At 70.0% G+C, this 15570-nt stretch carries 12 protein-coding genes and 2 tRNA genes; 2 read left to right on the top strand and 12 right to left on the bottom strand.

The genetic code is table 11. The annotated features are described in order from the left end of the window. Nucleotides 1-185: 185 nt before the first annotated feature. Nucleotides 186-258, bottom strand: a tRNA-Ala gene (locus tag OG393_RS15585). 129 nt (nt 259-387) lie between these two features. On the opposite strand from OG393_RS15585, the gene OG393_RS15580 reads away from it, so the two are divergent. Together OG393_RS15580 and OG393_RS15575 are read left to right on the top strand one after the other, a co-directional pair. After that, nucleotides 388-936, top strand: a complete 549-nt coding sequence (locus tag OG393_RS15580) for a helix-turn-helix domain-containing protein (protein WP_327375254.1) — start codon at nt 388-390, stop codon at nt 934-936. A 67-nt stretch (nt 937-1003) separates the two neighbouring features. Beyond that, entirely contained in the window at nt 1004-2443 is a 1440-nt protein-coding gene (locus tag OG393_RS15575) for a serine/threonine-protein kinase (protein ID WP_327375253.1), read from the top strand. A gap of 74 nt (nt 2444-2517) precedes the next feature. Here the strand turns inward: OG393_RS15575 and OG393_RS15570 are convergent, their stop codons facing one another. The 11 genes from OG393_RS15570 to dnaN all read right to left on the bottom strand — a co-directional run bounded on the left by OG393_RS15570 (nt 2518) and on the right by dnaN (nt 14929). Continuing rightward, complete coding sequence (locus tag OG393_RS15570; RefSeq protein ID WP_327378440.1) at nt 2518-3780, bottom strand: hypothetical protein; 1263 nt, start codon at nt 3778-3780, stop codon at nt 2518-2520. Between the two features lie 317 nt (nt 3781-4097). Next, complete coding sequence (locus OG393_RS15565) at nt 4098-4232, bottom strand: DLW-39 family protein (protein WP_003958712.1); 135 nt, start codon at nt 4230-4232, stop codon at nt 4098-4100. A 172-nt stretch (nt 4233-4404) separates the two neighbouring features. After that, complete coding sequence (locus OG393_RS15560; RefSeq protein ID WP_327375252.1) at nt 4405-4770, bottom strand: DUF1330 domain-containing protein; 366 nt, start codon at nt 4768-4770, stop codon at nt 4405-4407. Nucleotides 4771-5053: 283 nt separating this feature from the next. After that, nucleotides 5054-5130: transfer RNA gene (locus tag OG393_RS15555), tRNA-Ile, on the bottom strand. A gap of 93 nt (nt 5131-5223) precedes the next feature. Then, nucleotides 5224-5793, bottom strand: a complete 570-nt coding sequence (locus tag OG393_RS15550) for a DUF3566 domain-containing protein (protein WP_327375251.1) — start codon at nt 5791-5793, stop codon at nt 5224-5226. 87 nt (nt 5794-5880) lie between these two features. Continuing rightward, entirely contained in the window at nt 5881-8511 is a 2631-nt protein-coding gene (gene gyrA / locus OG393_RS15545) for a DNA gyrase subunit A (RefSeq protein ID WP_327375250.1), read from the bottom strand. 41 nt (nt 8512-8552) lie between these two features. Next, entirely contained in the window at nt 8553-10580 is a 2028-nt protein-coding gene (gene gyrB / locus OG393_RS15540; protein ID WP_327375249.1) for a DNA topoisomerase (ATP-hydrolyzing) subunit B, read from the bottom strand. 516 nt (nt 10581-11096) lie between these two features. Next, the gene (locus tag OG393_RS15535) at nt 11097-11645 is read right to left on the bottom strand and encodes a DUF721 domain-containing protein (RefSeq protein WP_327375248.1); all 549 of its coding nucleotides are present in this window, start codon (nt 11643-11645) and stop codon (nt 11097-11099) included. Then, complete coding sequence (gene recF, locus OG393_RS15530; RefSeq protein WP_327375247.1) at nt 11642-12763, bottom strand: DNA replication/repair protein RecF; 1122 nt, start codon at nt 12761-12763, stop codon at nt 11642-11644. Before recF ends, OG393_RS15535 begins: the two co-directional genes overlap by 4 nt. A 56-nt stretch (nt 12764-12819) precedes the next feature. Further along, nucleotides 12820-13698: a phosphogluconate dehydrogenase (NAD(+)-dependent, decarboxylating) gene (gnd, locus tag OG393_RS15525; protein ID WP_327375246.1), complete on the bottom strand. Its 879-nt coding sequence runs from the start codon at nt 13696-13698 to the stop codon at nt 12820-12822. Between the two features lie 100 nt (nt 13699-13798). Next, nucleotides 13799-14929: a DNA polymerase III subunit beta gene (dnaN, locus tag OG393_RS15520; RefSeq protein ID WP_327375245.1), complete on the bottom strand. Its 1131-nt coding sequence runs from the start codon at nt 14927-14929 to the stop codon at nt 13799-13801. Nucleotides 14930-15570: the final 641 nt, after the last annotated feature.

Raw genomic sequence — 15570 nt, 5'->3', positions numbered from 1 at the left:
CCGCCTCCACTGCACCGCGCCGTACCCGGGGGATCCAGCGGGGAGGAGGAGAGGCTCCAGCCCACGGGAGCCAGAGATGCGTCCACCGTTTGTCAGCACCATCGCGCTGACACGTCAGCACAGAAAATCGGGACAAAAAACACCCCCCTGACCGCGTTTCCGCAGATCAGAGGGGTGCAAGCAAGTGGAGCCTAGGGGAGTCGAACCCCTGACATCTGCCATGCAAAGACAGCGCTCTACCAACTGAGCTAAGGCCCCGGAACGAGAACAGCGTACCGGGTCATCCCCCGTATCTCGCAAAAACATGGGGACTCCCGGTGAGCGAGCCCGCTCCGTAGGATGCTGACCGAGGTTCGCAGTGGCGAACCGCAGGGATGGGGAGAAGTAATGGATGCAGCGCAGCAGGAAGCCACGGCAAGAGCCCGGGAGCTTCAGCGCAGTTGGTACGGAGAGCCGTTGGGGGCGCTCTTCCGCCGGCTGATCGACGATCTCGGGCTGAACCAGGCGAGGCTGGCGGCCGTACTCGGACTGTCCGCACCCATGCTCTCCCAGCTCATGAGCGGCCAGCGCGCCAAGATCGGCAACCCGGCCGTCGTACAGCGTGTCCAGGCCCTGCAGGAACTCTCGAGTCAGGTCGCCGACGGCAGTGTGAGCGCCGCCGAGGCCACGGACCGGATGGACGAGATCAAGAAGTCTCAGGGCGGCTCGGTCCTGACCGGCACCAGCCAGACGACGACCAGTTCGGGCGCGCCGACCGTGCGCCGGGTGGTGCGCGAGATCCAGTCGTTGCTGCGGTCGGTGTCGGCGGCGGGGGACATCATCGAGGCGGCGGACTCCCTCGCCCCGGCCCACCCGGAGCTGGCAGAGTTCCTCCGGGTGTACGGCGCCGGGCGGACCGCGGACGCGGTCGCGCACTACGAGTCGCACCAGAACTGACGCGGGGCCCCGAGGCAGGCGGATCCGGCGGGGCCGGCACGGCACGAGGGGGAGCGAGCGCAACGCGATGGGTGAGGTCTTCGCCGGGCGGTACGAACTGGTCGATCCGATCGGGCGGGGTGGGGTCGGCGCCGTATGGCGCGCCTGGGACCAGCGCCGCCGCCGCTACGTGGCGGCGAAGGTGCTGCAGCAGAGCGACGCCCACACCCTGCTGCGCTTCGTGCGCGAGCAGGCCCTGCGGATCGATCATCCGCACGTCCTCGCCCCGGCCAGCTGGGCCGCGGACGACGACAAGGTGCTGTTCACCATGGACCTGGTGGCCGGCGGTTCCCTGGCGCATGTGATCGGGGACTACGGCCCGCTGCCGCCGCGTTTCGTCTGCGTCCTGCTGGACCAGCTGCTCGCCGGTCTGGCGGCGGTGCACGCCGAGGGGGTCGTGCACCGTGACATCAAGCCGGCGAACATCCTGCTCGACGTCACCGGGACCGGACGGCCGCATCTGCGGCTGTCCGACTTCGGCATCTCCATGCGCAAAGGCGAGCCCCGGCTGACGGAGACCGACTACGTGGTGGGGACGCCCGGATACTTCGCGCCGGAACAGATGCTGGGCGCGGAGCCCGACTTCCCGGCGGACCTCTTCGCGGTCGGTCTGGTCGCCCTGTACCTGCTCCAGGGCCGGAAGCCCGACTCCCGTGCTCTGATCGAGCACTTCATGACGCACGGCACACCGGGAGCACCCGAGGGCATCGCGGAGCCGCTGTGGCAGGTGCTGGCCGGGCTGCTTCAGCCCGACCCGCAGCTTCGTTTCCGGACGGCGACGGGCGCGCGCAAGGCCCTCGCCTCGGCCGTCGAGCTGCTGCCCGATCCGGGTCAGGCCGAGGAGCCGGTGGAGGTCTTCGACCAGATCGGCCCGCTGCCGGCCGGCTTCGGTCCGACCGGCCCCGAGCCCCCGGCGGACCGGCCCGCACCGCACACCACCCAGGACACCCCCACACCGGCGACCGCGCCTTCACCGGCGGCACACCGGCCGCCGCCCCCACCCCCACCACAGCCCGAATCCGGGACGGCGTCACGATCCCGGCCGGAGTCGCGGCCGGACGACCCGCGGCGGTCGCTGCCCGGCCCCTCCGAGACCGGCAGCTTCCACCTGCCCCCGCCGCCCCGGGAGACCGTCGCTCCGGCCCCGTCGGCCGCGCACTCGGCACCCGCACAGCCCCCGGCGGCGTACGCGGCCCCCGGCCACTCCGTCGCCCCGCATCCGGGCCGTTCCCACCCCACTCCCGTCCCCTTGGGCCAGGCCCCGACGCCGGTGGCCGCGTACCCGCCGGGCGCCACGCGCCAGTACACCGCCGACGTCCGGATGGCCGGCCCGGTCGACCCGCGGGCCCGCGCCCGGGGCACCGCACCGGCCGGACGGCCGGGGCCGCCCCCGAAGGTGGTGGTCCCGGTGCTGTTCCTCGCGCTGGTCTGCTTCGCCGTCGGCGTATGGGCGCTCACCCAGGTCTGAGGACGGTGAGCGCCGGGCGGCACGGCGCTCCGGAGAAGGCCCGCGCCGAAACCACCGGGGGCGCGCCGTCGGTGTCAGGCCGTGCGCCGCCGCGCCAGGACCGTCCATGCACCGAGGCCGAGGAGCAGGGCGGCCCCGGTGCCGAACCCGGCCGCCGCGACGAAGCGCATGGAGTCGCTCTTCGCCGCCTGCGGGCCGCTCCGCCCACTGGCCGCCGCGTCACGGTCGTCGGCGGTGACCGCGAACGGACCGGGGTCGCCGTCGTAGGCGGGCCCGGTCTTCGCGGTCCCGGTGACGCTCACCCGCACGGTCAGCGGCATCGGCTTGTCGCCGTATGTCTGCGCGACGTCCGGGCTGAGCGTCGCCGACAGGTAGTACCAGCCGGCGAACCGCAGGGCGTTCGTGGCGTTGCCGGAGGCGTAGCGGTTGGTGAAGGCCACGGGCCGCTGCGGCCCCAGGGCGAGCGTCGCCGGGCCACCGCCGTAGCCGAGTGTGCCCCGGTCGACATGGCCACGGGCCGGGTTGTCGAGCGAGAGCACCAGAGCGTTGCCGACGTAGCCGTCGCCGCTGAGGCTGCTGCCCAGTTCGGCGGTGGCGAAGATCTGCTGCCCCCAGTCCACGGGCACGCGGTAGAACAGCGTCTGGCCCGGTGCGATGTCGGCACGCCACTCCCCCTGCCGCAGGGACGTGGCGTTCTGGAAACCGGCACCTCCCTGGCGCCGACGCGGGCCGCCCGCGGGCGGCGGGGGAGTCGAGGAGGGCCAGGTCTCCGGGAGGGCGGTGGGGCCGGGCTCCCGCACCGCCGGTTCGGTCAGATGGCGGATCTCCAGCTCCCAGTCGTCGTTCGCGGAGGCGGAAGCGGAGGTCCGCTCCACCAGGACGTAGTAGGCGCCCGCCTGCCGGCAGGTGGATCCGCCGGTCTCGATCGTGCGGTGGGCGTAGGCGGCCAGCGGGCGGGTGAACCCGGCGGACCCGAAGGTGACGTCCTGGGCCCCGCACCGGTGGTCGGAACCGTCCTGGAGACTCACCCTGATGCCGTCTCCGTACGCGGCCTCGATCCCCGGCCTGGGCACGGCCACCACGGAGACGTACGCGTTGTCCTCGTCGTCGAGGTCGACGCGGTAGTAGAGCTTGCCGTCCTTCTTGATGGTGTCCCGGTAGGTGGCTCCGGCCTTGAGCGGCTGGGCGTCCAGACTGGACGCGGCGCCCGTGATCCGCTGAGCGTCGCCGTCGAAGGCGTACGGGCTCACCTCGACCGCCTGGGCGGGTCCGGGCGGCAGCACAGCCGTGCCCACCGTGGCGCAGAGCGCCGCGATCAGGGCCCCGGTCGTACGCATCTTCACGCGCCTCTCCCTCGCATCCGTGGAATCCTTCCGCTCGTGCGGCGCCGCACCCGCCCCCGGGTCCTGTGTCACCACCCGGACGAGGCGGCCGTCCCGGCGGTCGGCCATCCTGCCCCGCCCGTCCCCCCGCTGTCTGCGCGCGGCGGGGTTCCGCACCCCGTGCGGCGCTCCGGCTACCCGCTCTGTCCTCACAAGGGACAATTCGCCGTGGTGAATCGCCGTGGTGAATCGAGAGGGGCTCGCCGCCCCGGACAGCATGAGGCCCCGGCCGCTTCACGCGGCCGGGGCCTCACCCACGAACAGTCTGCGACTCACACACCCGAACCTGCGGGCACGGAGTCGGTCGCCTCCGTCCACAGATCCTGCTCGGCGCGATCCGCCTGGATCTGGCGGTACACGAGGAGCCCGCCGATGGCGGCCAGTGCGACCAGGAGAAGCTTCTTCACCGCGCGACCTCGTCCTTCATTGACGTAGGGGACTTCTGACGCCCACTCTACACACCGACCGATACCGATCGGTGACCTGTCCTGACGCCGGCGCCCGCATCACGGACCCGAAGACGACAGGCCGTGGGGCTCACCGGACGGGATCGCGCGGTCCCCGTCCCCACCCGGTCGATCACGGGGCGCCGTCCGCCTGCTCCCCGTCCGCCGCCGCCCGCAGTTTCTCCGCGCGTTCACGCGGGTGGTAGCCGGGGGCGACGCCCTCGACCAGGACCAGGTCGCCGTCGATGTGGTCGGCCCGCAGCCGCAGGATCTTCTGGTACTCGGGGGACGCGTACCAGGCGCGGGCCTCGGCCATGCCGGGAAACTCGATCAGCACCATGTTGCCCGGCCAGCTCCCCTCCACCACCACGGTCGGCGGGCCGTGGATCAGGAAGCGGCCCCGGAAGGGGTCGAGGGTGTCCTGGATGCGTGTGAGGTACTCGAGGATCTCCGGGTGCGGGCGACGGTCCCGTAGGTGGGCGAAACCATAGGCGGGCATGTCCGGCCCCTTCGTTCGTTCCGGTAGGACGACACCAACGTAGCCAGGGCCGACGCACGCCACCATGACCTCGGAGGTAAGCGGGCGGGGCGGGCCCGGGCGGGGAGGAGCATCACGACGCGGCCGGGACCCGACGAACCTCGGGGAGCCGCCGGAGCCGGATCGGAAGGGCGTCGGTGAGGAAACGACCTGGAAGGACACGCACGGAAAGACCCGCTGATCGGCCGATGTCAGCCGTAGATGTCGAAGACCCCCAGTCGCGATTGACTGGGGGTCTTCGTGTTGGTGGGGCTAACAGGATTTGAACCTGTGGCCTCATCCTTATCAGGGATGCGCTCTAACCAACTGAGCTATAGCCCCGCCGCGCCTGCGGTGTTCCCGCGCGCTGACTTCTGAAGATTAGCGCACGTGGGGGCCAGTCCCAAAATCGGTTCCTCCGGCCCCGCCGTGTCGCTACTCGTCCTCCGCCAGGGTGAGCTCCACGCCGCCCACGAAGCCGGCCGACAGGTTGTAGATGAACGCGCCGAGCGTCGCGAGCGCCGTCATCAGGACCACGTCGATCACCGCGATCACGGAGGTGAACATGAGCACCCGCGGCAGCGAGAGGAACGACTGCAGGTCGAAGCCGTTCGACTCGTTGGACCCGGTCGCCTCGCTGATCGTGCCGCCGACGGTCGAGAAGACGCCCATGGCGTCCATGACCATCCACAGCACGGACGCGGCCACGACCGTGCAGACGCCCAGCGCGATGGAGAGCAGGAAGCTCACCTTCATGACCGACCACGGGTCGGCCTTGGCCACCCGCAGTCGCGCCTTGCGCGTCCGCGGCGTGGTGCGTGCCCCGGTACGCGGCCGGCGCACGGCACCGGCGTTCTGGCCACCGCCGTCCGCGCCCGGTGCCTGGGCACCGTACGCCTGCGGCGGGTGGTAGGGCCCGCTCGGCTGCTGCGTTCCCGCGCGCTCGCCGGGCAGCGGCCCGTTGTAGGTCTCGTACGAGGGATTGGGCCCTCGAGTGTCCGTCACCGCAACCCCCTGGGAGTCCGTGGCAGAGCCACGGGCACCGTTCGCTCCAGCAGCGGCCGATCCGGCGCCCGTGGCTCCACTCACGCTCTACTCCTCGTGCTCCCCGGCCGAGGGCTGGGTGCCCTCGGCTGCCTCGACCGCGATCGCGGTCTCTACGCCTTCCACGGCCTCGACACCCTCGGCGTCTTCGGCACCGTCGACCTCGTCGGCCTCGCTGCCCGCCTCGGCGTTCCGCGCGATGCCGACGACGGCATCCCGCTTGCCCAGGTTGATCAACTGGACGCCCATGGTGTCACGGCCGGTCTCCCTGACTTCGTTGACTCGCGTACGAATCACACCACCGGACAGCGTGATGGCGAGGATCTCGTTCGTTTCCTCGACCACCAGCGCACCCACGAGCGAACCGCGGTCCTCCACGATCTTGGCGGCCTTGATACCGAGGCCGCCGCGACCCTGGACGCGGTACTCGTCGACGGGGGTGCGCTTGGCGTACCCACCGTCAGTGGCTGTGAAGACGAACGTACCGGGCCGGACGACATTCATCGAGAGCAGTTCGTCGCCCTCGCGGAAACTCATCCCCTTGACGCCGGACGTCGCCCGTCCCATCGGACGCAGCGCGTCGTCCGTCGCGGTGAACCGGATCGACTGCGCCTTCTTGCTGATGAGCAGGAGATCGTCCTCCGCCGACACCAGCTCGGCGCCGATCAGCTCATCGGACGTGCCTTCCGCGCCGCTGTCGGCCTCACGAAGGTTGATCGCGATGACACCGCCGGAGCGCGGCGAGTCGTAGTCCTTCAGCGCGGTCTTCTTGACCAGACCGGCCTTCGTGGCGAGCACCAGGTAGGGCGCGGCCTCGTAGTCGCGGATCGCGAGGATCTCGGCGATCTGCTCGTCCGGTTGGAAGGCCAGCAGGTTGGCGACGTGCTGGCCGCGGGCGTCCCGGCCCGCGTCCGGCAGCTCGTACGCCTTGGCGCGGTAGACCCGGCCCTTGTTGGTGAAGAAGAGCAGCCAGTGGTGCGTGGTGGACACGAAGAAGTGGTCGACGATGTCGTCCTGCTTCAGCTTCGTGCCGCGCACCCCCTTGCCGCCACGCTTCTGCGACCGGTAGTCCTCGGTCTTCGTCCGCTTCACGTAGCCACCGCGCGAGATGGTGACGACGATGTCCTCTTCGGCGATCAGGTCCTCGATGGACATGTCCCCGTCGAAGGGCACCAGCTTGGAGCGCCGGTCGTCGCCGAACTTGTCGACGATCAGCGCCAGTTCCTCGCTGACGATCCGGCGCTGGCGTTCCTCCGAGGCCAGGATCGCGTTGTACTCGTTGATCTTCGCCTGCAGTTCGTCGTGCTCGGCGACGATCTTCTGGCGTTCCAGAGCGGCGAGCCGGCGCAGCTGCATCTCGAGGATGGCGTTGGCCTGGATCTCGTCGATCTCCAGCAGACCCATCAGGCCCTCACGCGCCACGTCGACGGTGTCGCTGCGCCGGATCAGCGCGATGACCTCGTCGATCGCGTCCAGCGCCTTGAGCAGACCGCGCAGGATGTGGGCGCGCTCCTCTGCCTTGCGCAGGCGGAAGCGGGTCCGCCGGACGACGACCTCGACCTGGTGCGTCACCCAGTGGCGGATGAACGCGTCCAGCGAGAGCGTGCGCGGCACACCGTCGACGAGCGCCAGCATGTTCGCGCCGAAGTTCGTCTGCAGGTCGGTGTGCTTGTAGAGGTTGTTCAGGACGACCTTGGCCACGGCGTCGCGCTTGAGGACGATCACCAGGCGCTGGCCGGTCCGTGACGAGGTCTCGTCGCGGACGTCCGCGATGCCGCCGACCTTGCCGTCCTTCACCAGGTCGGCGATCTTCTGCGCGAGGTTGTCCGGGTTGGTCTGGTAGGGAAGCTCCGTGACCACCAGGCACTGGCGGTTCTGGATCTCCTCGACCTCGACCACGGCGCGCATCGTGATCGAGCCGCGGCCGGTGCGGTACGCCTCCTCGATGCCCTTGCGGCCGACCACCAGGGCGCCGGTGGGGAAGTCGGGGCCCTTGATGCGCTCGACGAGCGCGTCGAGGAGTTCCTCGTGCGTGGCGTCGGGGTGCTCAAGCGCCCACTGGGCGCCGGCCGCGACCTCGCGGAGGTTGTGCGGCGGGATGTTGGTCGCCATTCCGACCGCGATGCCGGCCGATCCGTTGACCAGCAGGTTCGGGATGCGCGCCGGCAGAACCGTCGGCTCCTGGTTCCGGCCGTCGTAGTTGTCCGTGAAGTCGACGGTCTCCTCGTCGATGTCCCGGAGCATCTCCATGGACAGCGGAGCCATCTTGCACTCGGTGTAGCGCATGGCGGCGGCCGGGTCGTTGCCCGGGGAGCCGAAGTTGCCGTTGGAGTCCACCAGCGGCATGCGCATCGACCACGGCTGCGCGAGGCGGACCAGGGCGTCGTAGATCGAGGAGTCGCCGTGCGGGTGGTACGTGCCCATGACGTCACCGACGACGCGGGCGCACTTGTAGAAGCCCTTCTCGGGGCGGTACCCGCCGTCGTACATCGCGTACAGCACGCGCCGGTGGACCGGCTTGAGGCCGTCCCGTACGTCCGGCAGCGCGCGGGACACGATGACGGACATCGCGTAGTCGAGGTACGAGCGCTGCATCTCGGTCTCGAGCCCGACGGGCTCGATCCGCAGCTGCTGGTCTTCCTCGGTGGCTTCGGTGATCGGGGTGTTCTCGTCGGCCATTGCTGGTCGTCAGTCCTTTCGTACGGTCAGCTGAGACCGACTCAGATGTCGAGGAAGCGAACGTCCTTGGCGTTGCGCTGGATGAAGGAGCGCCGCGCCTCGACGTCCTCACCCATCAGCACCGAGAACAGGTCGTCCGCCTGGGCCGCGTCGTCCAGGGTCACCTGGCCGAGGACCCGGTGGTCCACGTCCATGGTGGTGACGCGCAGCTCCTCGGCGTTCATCTCGCCCAGACCCTTGAAGCGCTGGATCGAGTCCTCCCTGATCCGCTTGCCGTTCTGCTTGCCCAGCTCGACGAGCGCGTCGCGCTCGCGGTCCGAGTACGCGTACTCGAAGTCGTCCCGGCCCCACTTGATCTTGTAGAGCGGCGGGCGCGAGAGGTAGACGTGGCCGGCTTCGACCAGCGGACGCATGAAGCGGAAGAGGAAGGTCAGGAGCAGGGTGTTGATGTGCTGGCCGTCGACGTCGGCGTCCGCCATCAGGATGATCTTGTGATAGCGGAGCTTCTCGATGTCGAAGTCCTCGTGGACTCCGGTGCCGAAGGCCGAGATCAGAGCCTGTACCTCGGTGTTCTGCAGGATCTTGTCGACCCTGGCCTTCTCGACGTTCAGGATCTTGCCGCGGATCGGCAGGATGGCCTGGTACATCGGGTTGCGGCCGGACTTGGCCGAGCCGCCGGCGGAGTCACCCTCGACGATGAAGATCTCGCACTTGGCGGGGTCGTTCGACTGGCAGTCGCTCAGCTTGCCGGGGAGGGACGCCGACTCCAGCAGACCCTTGCGGCGGGTCAGGTCACGGGCCTTGCGGGCGGCCACGCGCGCGGTGGCGGCGGTGATGCCCTTGCGGACGATGTCCGCGGCCTCGTTGGGGTTGCGGTCGAACCAGTCCGTGAGGTGCTCGTGGACCACCTTCTGCACGAAGGTCTTCGCCTCGGTGTTGCCGAGCTTGGTCTTCGTCTGCCCCTCGAACTGCGGCTCGCCGAGCTTGACGGAGATGATCGACGTCAGCCCCTCGCGGATGTCGTCGCCCGTGAGGTTGTCGTCCTTCTCGCGCAGCAGCTTCTTGTCGCGCGCGTACTTGTTGACCAGCGTGGTCAGCGCGGCGCGGAAACCCTCCTCGTGGGTACCGCCCTCGTGGGTGTGGATCGTGTTCGCGAAGGAGTACACGCCCTCGCTGTACTGCGAGTTCCACTGCATCGCGATCTCGACCGAGAGGAGCCGCTCCTTGTCCTCGGCCTCGACGTCGATGATCGTCGGGTGGATCAGCTCACCCTTGCGGGAGTTGAGGTACTTCACGAAGTCGACGATGCCGCCCTCGTAGTGGTACTTCACCGTGCGCGCGGTGGGCTCCGCGGCCTCCGCGTCCGGGTCGTCGGCCCCGACCGTGGCCTTCGCGGAGTCACGCTCGTCGGTCAGCGTCAGGGTGAGGCCCTTGTTGAGGAAGGCCATCTCCTGGAAGCGGCGTGCGAGCGTCTCGAAGGAGTACTCGGTGGTCTCGAAGATCTCCGGGTCGGCCCAGAACGTGACCGAGGTGCCGGTCTCGTCGGTCTCCTCGTGCTGCACGAGGGGCGCCGTGGGGGTGCCCATCTTGTAGTCCTGCGTCCAGCGGTGGCCGTCGGTCTTGATCTCCACCGAGACCTTGGTGGAGAGGGCGTTGACGACGGAGACGCCGACGCCGTGCAGGCCACCGGAGACCGCGTAGCCGCCGCCGCCGAACTTGCCGCCCGCGTGGAGGACCGTCAGGACGACCTCGACGGCCGGCTTGCCCTCGGAGGGGACGATGCCGACGGGGATGCCTCGGCCGTTGTCGACGACGCGGACGCCGCCGTCGGCCAGGATCGTCACGTCGATGGTGTCCGCGTGACCGGCCAGGGCCTCGTCGACCGAGTTGTCGACGACCTCCTGCACCATGTGGTGCAGGCCGCGCTCGCCGGTCGAGCCGATGTACATGCCCGGGCGCTTACGCACCGCATCCAAGCCCTCGAGGACCTGGATGTTGCTGGCGGTGTACTGGTTGTTCTCGTTGGGGTTGCCGGAATCGGCCACGAAGCGCCCTTTCTGGCACAGCACAGGCCGTTCTCCGGGCAAGCGGGAGCGGCTGCGTCGTTCGACATGTTCCGCGGGGTGGCGGGATTATCTACCAGTCTACCGGTAGCTCTGACACGAGTGGGGGTTTGCCGGTACCTGAGTCCGCATGTGCCGCCCTGGGCGGGCCCTTCCCGACTCCCCATATTCGGGAAGGGCCTCCAAACGCCTCTGACGGCCACCCAGCGCTTCGGGTCGTAGCGCGTAGTGGGCAACCGCTCCGCGGGGGCCGGGATACCTCCCGGGGGTGCCCCGCGGGTGGCTCGGCCGGAGGCGTGCACGCGGCCCGCCAGGCCGGGTGGCGGCCGGGCCGCCCACCGTCCGGCATCCCCCTTCCGTACGGGCGCCGGAGACCGGGCGCCGACGGGCCACCCGTCGCTTCGAAGGGCCGGGTGGCCCGTGGGACGGGGGTGAACCCGTGGGGCGGGAGCCGCGCCCGGCGGACCGGGGAAACGCCCGGGGTGTCGGCGGAGACGTGCCGGACCAGGACCGTGTGACGGTCTACCCGTAGGTGTCGCCGGGGCCGACCGAGCCGGGCGCGCGCAGCGGCCCGTACCCCCGTCGCGGGCCACCGGGCCCGAGCACCTTGATCATCCGGACCGTTCCGTGCCCCAGGTCCTCGTTCAGCCGGGACACCAGCCGCGGAGCGAGCAGCCGCAGCTGGGTCGCCCACGCCGTCGAGTCGCACTGGACGGTGAGCACCCTGGCCTCGGGGTCCTCCTCGTACTTCAGGGGCACGCAGTGCTTCGCCAGGTCCTCGCCCACGATCTGCGGCCAGCGGCCCATCACACCGCCCACCGCCGCCGGCGTCTCCCAGCCGCGTTCGGTGATGAGCCGGCTGATCGCGGAGCCGAGCGCCATCGGGTCGCGCCCGTCGGCACCGGAGCCGGACCGCAGCCCGCCGCCCCGCCGGGCCTGTTTCCTCTGCTGGGCGGCGGCGCCCTTCGCCTTGGCCTGTTCCTTGGCGGCGCGCAGCGCGACCCGGGCGAGGTCGACACCGGTGGGCTCGGGGGTCTTCGGCGTGCCCTCCGGGGCCTCGCGCGCGCTCACAGCCGCTCCACCGAACCTCCCGCGACCGTGTACCGGATGCCCGCGAGGACCCCCGGGACGTCGTCGTCCACCGCGGCCGTCACCAGTACCTGTTCGCCGGGAGCCACCAGTTCCGCGAGCCGCTCGCGCCGCTTGCCGTCCAGCTCGGCGAAGACGTCGTCGAGGACGAGCACCGGCTCGTTGCCCTCACCGCGCAACAGGTCGTACGAGGCGAGCCGCAGCGCCAGCGCGTACGACCAGGACTCACCGTGGCTCGCGTAGCCCTTGGCGGGCAGGTCGCCGAGCTTGAGCAACAGTTCGTCCCGGTGCGGGCCGACGAGGGTGACGCCCCGCTCGATCTCCTGCTTGCGCACTTCGGTGAGCACGGCGATCAGCTGCTCGTACAGCTCCTCACGGGTGTGTCCGGTGCCCGGCGCGGACGACCGGTACTCCAGCAGAATCGGTCCGCCACCCGGCGCCAGCTGTTCGTACGCCTTGTCGGCCAGCGGCTGCAGTACGGCGACGAGATCCAGCCGCTGCGCGAGCAGCTCGGCGCCCGCGCGGGCCAGATGCTGGTCCCAGACGTCGAGGGTCGACAGGTCCATGCCACGACCCCCGTGCCGACGGGCCATGGCGGCGGACTTCAGCAGGGTGTTGCGCTGCTTGAGGACCCGCTCGTAGTCGGCGCGCACTCCGGCCATGCGCGGCGCGCGCGCGGTGATCAGGTCGTCGAGGAAGCGCCGGCGCTCGCCGGGGTCGCCCTTGACCAGCGCCAGATCCTCCGGCGCGAACAGCACGGTCCGTACGATCCCGAGGACGTCGCGCGGTCTGACCTGTGAGGACCTGTTGACACGGGCACGGTTGGCGCGGCCCGGGTTGAGTTCGAGCTCGATCAGCTGGGAGCGCTCGCCCTGGGTGACCGCGGCGCGGATCACGGCCCGGTCGGCTCCCATGCGGACGAGCGGAGCGTCCGAGGCGACGCGATGGCTGCCGAGGGTGGCGAGGTAGCCGACGGCCTCGACCAGGTTGGTCTTCCCCTGGCCGTTGGCCCCGACGAAAGCGGTGACGCCCGGATCGAGCGGGACCTCGACCCGGGCGTAGGAGCGGAAATCGGCCAGCGACAGATGCGTGACGTGCATGAGATGCGCCGGCCTTCCCCCGACTGCTGCGCACCGGAGGGTGCACAGCCTGTGGACTACTTCTTGGACTCGACCGCGTGGCCGCCGAACTGGTTGCGCAGCGCGGCGATCATCTTCATCTGCGGGGAGTCGTCCTGACGGGACGCGAAACGGGCGAACAGCGACGCGGTGATCGCGGGCAGCGGCACGGCGTTGTCGATGGCGGCCTCCACCGTCCAGCGGCCTTCGCCGGAGTCCTGCGCGAAACCGCGGAGCCGGTCCAGGTGCTCGTCCTCGTCCAGGGCGTTGACCGCCAGGTCGAGCAGCCACGAGCGGATGACCGTGCCCTCCTGCCAGGAGCGGAAGACCTCGCGGACGTCGGTGACCGAGTCGACCTTCTCCAGCAGCTCCCAGCCCTCGGCGTACGCCTGCATCATGGCGTACTCGATGCCGTTGTGGACCATCTTGGCGAAGTGGCCCGCACCCACCTTGCCGGCGTGGACCGCGCCGAAGTCGCCCGCGGGCTTGAGCGCGTCGAAGACCGGCTGGACCCTCGCGACATGCTCGGCGTCGCCGCCGTACATCAGCGCGTAGCCGTTCTCCAGCCCCCACACACCGCCGGAGACTCCGCAGTCGACGAAGCCGATGCCCTTGGCGGCCAGTTCCCCGGCGTGCTTCTCGTCGTCGGTCCAGCGGGAGTTCCCGCCGTCCACGACGATGTCGCCGGGGGAGAGCAGGTCGGCCAGCTCGTCGATGGTGGACTGGGTCGCGGCACCGGCCGGAACCATGACCCACACGACGCGCGGACCCTTGAGCTTGCCCACAAGCTCTTCCAGGCTGTGGACATCCGCGAGGTCCGGGTTGCGGTCGTATCCGATGACGGTGTGGCCTGCGCGGCGGATGCGCTCGCGCATGTTGCCGCCCATCTTGCCGAGACCGACGAGACCGAGCTCCATCAGAGATTCCTTAAGCGTCGTGTGCGGTTCGTACCCGTGTCCGAGCCTACGCCCGGACACGGGTGCACACCTGTGGGGTCAGCCGCTCAGTCGACGGGTGTCAGCCTGACAGACGCACCGGCATGATCAGGTACTTGTATGCCTCGTCCGCCTCGGCGTCCAGGGCCGGCTTGCCGCTCAGCAGCGCGGGCTTGGTGGAGGTCGTGAAGGAGAGCTGGGCGACCGGGGAGTCGATCGCGCTCAGGCCGTCCAGCAGGAAGGTCGGGTTGAAGGCGATCGAGATGTCGTCGCCCTCCAGCACCGCGTCGACTCGCTCCACAGCCTGTGCGTCGTCGCTGGACCCGGCCTCCAGGATGAGGACGCCCTGCTCGAAGCTCAGGCGGACCGGGGTGTTGCGCTCGGCCACCAGCGCCACACGCTTGACCGCCTCGACGAAGGGGGCTGTCTCGATCACCGCGACCGAGTTGAACTCGGTGGGGAAGAGCGTGCGGTACTTCGGCAGGTCGCCTTCGAGCAGGCGGGTGGTGGTGCGGCGGCCCGCGCCCTCGAAGCCGATCAGGCCCTCGCCCTTGCCGGAGCCCGAGAGCGCCAGGGTGACGGTGTCGCCGCTGGTGAGAGCCTTCGCGGTGTCCAGCAGGGTCTTCGCGGGCACCAGCGCGACCGCGGAGGCGTCCGGGGATTCCGGCTTCCACAGGAACTCGCGGACCGCGAAGCGGTAGCGGTCGGTGGAGGCCAGGGTGACCGTGTCGCCCTCGATCTCGATGCGCACACCGGTCAGGACGGGCAGCGTGTCGTCGCGGCCGGCCGCGATCGCGACCTGGGCGGCGGCGGAGGCGAATACCTCGCCGGGGACGGTGCCGGTGGCGGTGGGCATCTCCGGCAACGCCGGGTACTCCTCCACCGGCAGGGTGTGGAGGGTGAAGCGGGAGGAGCCGCAGACCACGGTCGCCCGTACACCGTCCGTGGAGATCTCCACCGGACGGTTGGGGAGAGCGCGGCAGATGTCGGCGAGCAGGCGGCCGGAGACGAGGACGGTGCCGTCCTCCTCGACCTCCGCGTCGACGGAGACCCGGGCCGAGACCTCGTAGTCGAAGCTCGAGAAGCTCAGCGCGCCGTCCTCGGCCTTCAGCAGAAGGCCCGCGAGCACGGGCGCCGGCGGACGGGCCGGAAGGCTGCGGGCCACCCAGGCCACCGCCTCCGCGAGTACATCGCGCTCCACCCGGATCTTCACCGGAACCGCCTCCTGCTGTTGCTGGCTCTTCGTCGACTGCGGGAACCAGTCTGACGCACGCCGCCGACACTCGGTGCGGCTCGGGGTCAAGTCACGACAAGAGGCAGCCGGGGGTCCGGGCTCGAGTTGTGCACAGCACCCACTTCGAAGCGAATTCCGGGCTAACTCTATGTGGGAGTAGTAGTAGGGCCTGTGGAAACGGTGGATAACCCCGTCTGTGCAGGTCAGAGTCGGTTTTTTGTCCACCGCGCCTGTGGGTGGGACCGGTGGACAACCGGGGCGTTCTGTGGACGCCCGAAAGTTCTGCACACCCGGTACACAGGCCACGGGGAGTTCTCCCCAGCGCCGTCCCCAGCTTTACCCAGGTTCCCCACAGGCCAATCGTCGCCCTCGGTGTGACCGCTTTCACTCGACACAGTGAGCGCGGGTGTTCCGTTGCCGAACAGTGGACAGCGGTGTGGAGAAGCTGTGGGCAACCGACGGTCACCTGTGGGTCGCCGGTGGACAACCGAGACGGGCGCCTGTGGACGAAAGATTCGTCCACAGGCTGTGGATGCGAGTTGCCAACAAATCCACATCCCCTTGACCTGGGGTGATCGTGCCCAAGCCCACCACCCTGTGGACATCATCCGGATAACCTC

This window comes from Streptomyces sp. NBC_01216, assembly GCF_035994945.1.
Taxonomy (GTDB): Bacteria; Actinomycetota; Actinomycetes; order Streptomycetales; family Streptomycetaceae; genus Streptomyces.
Note: the sequence above shows the minus strand (reverse complement) of the source record. Positions and strands in the feature narration are given on the sequence as shown.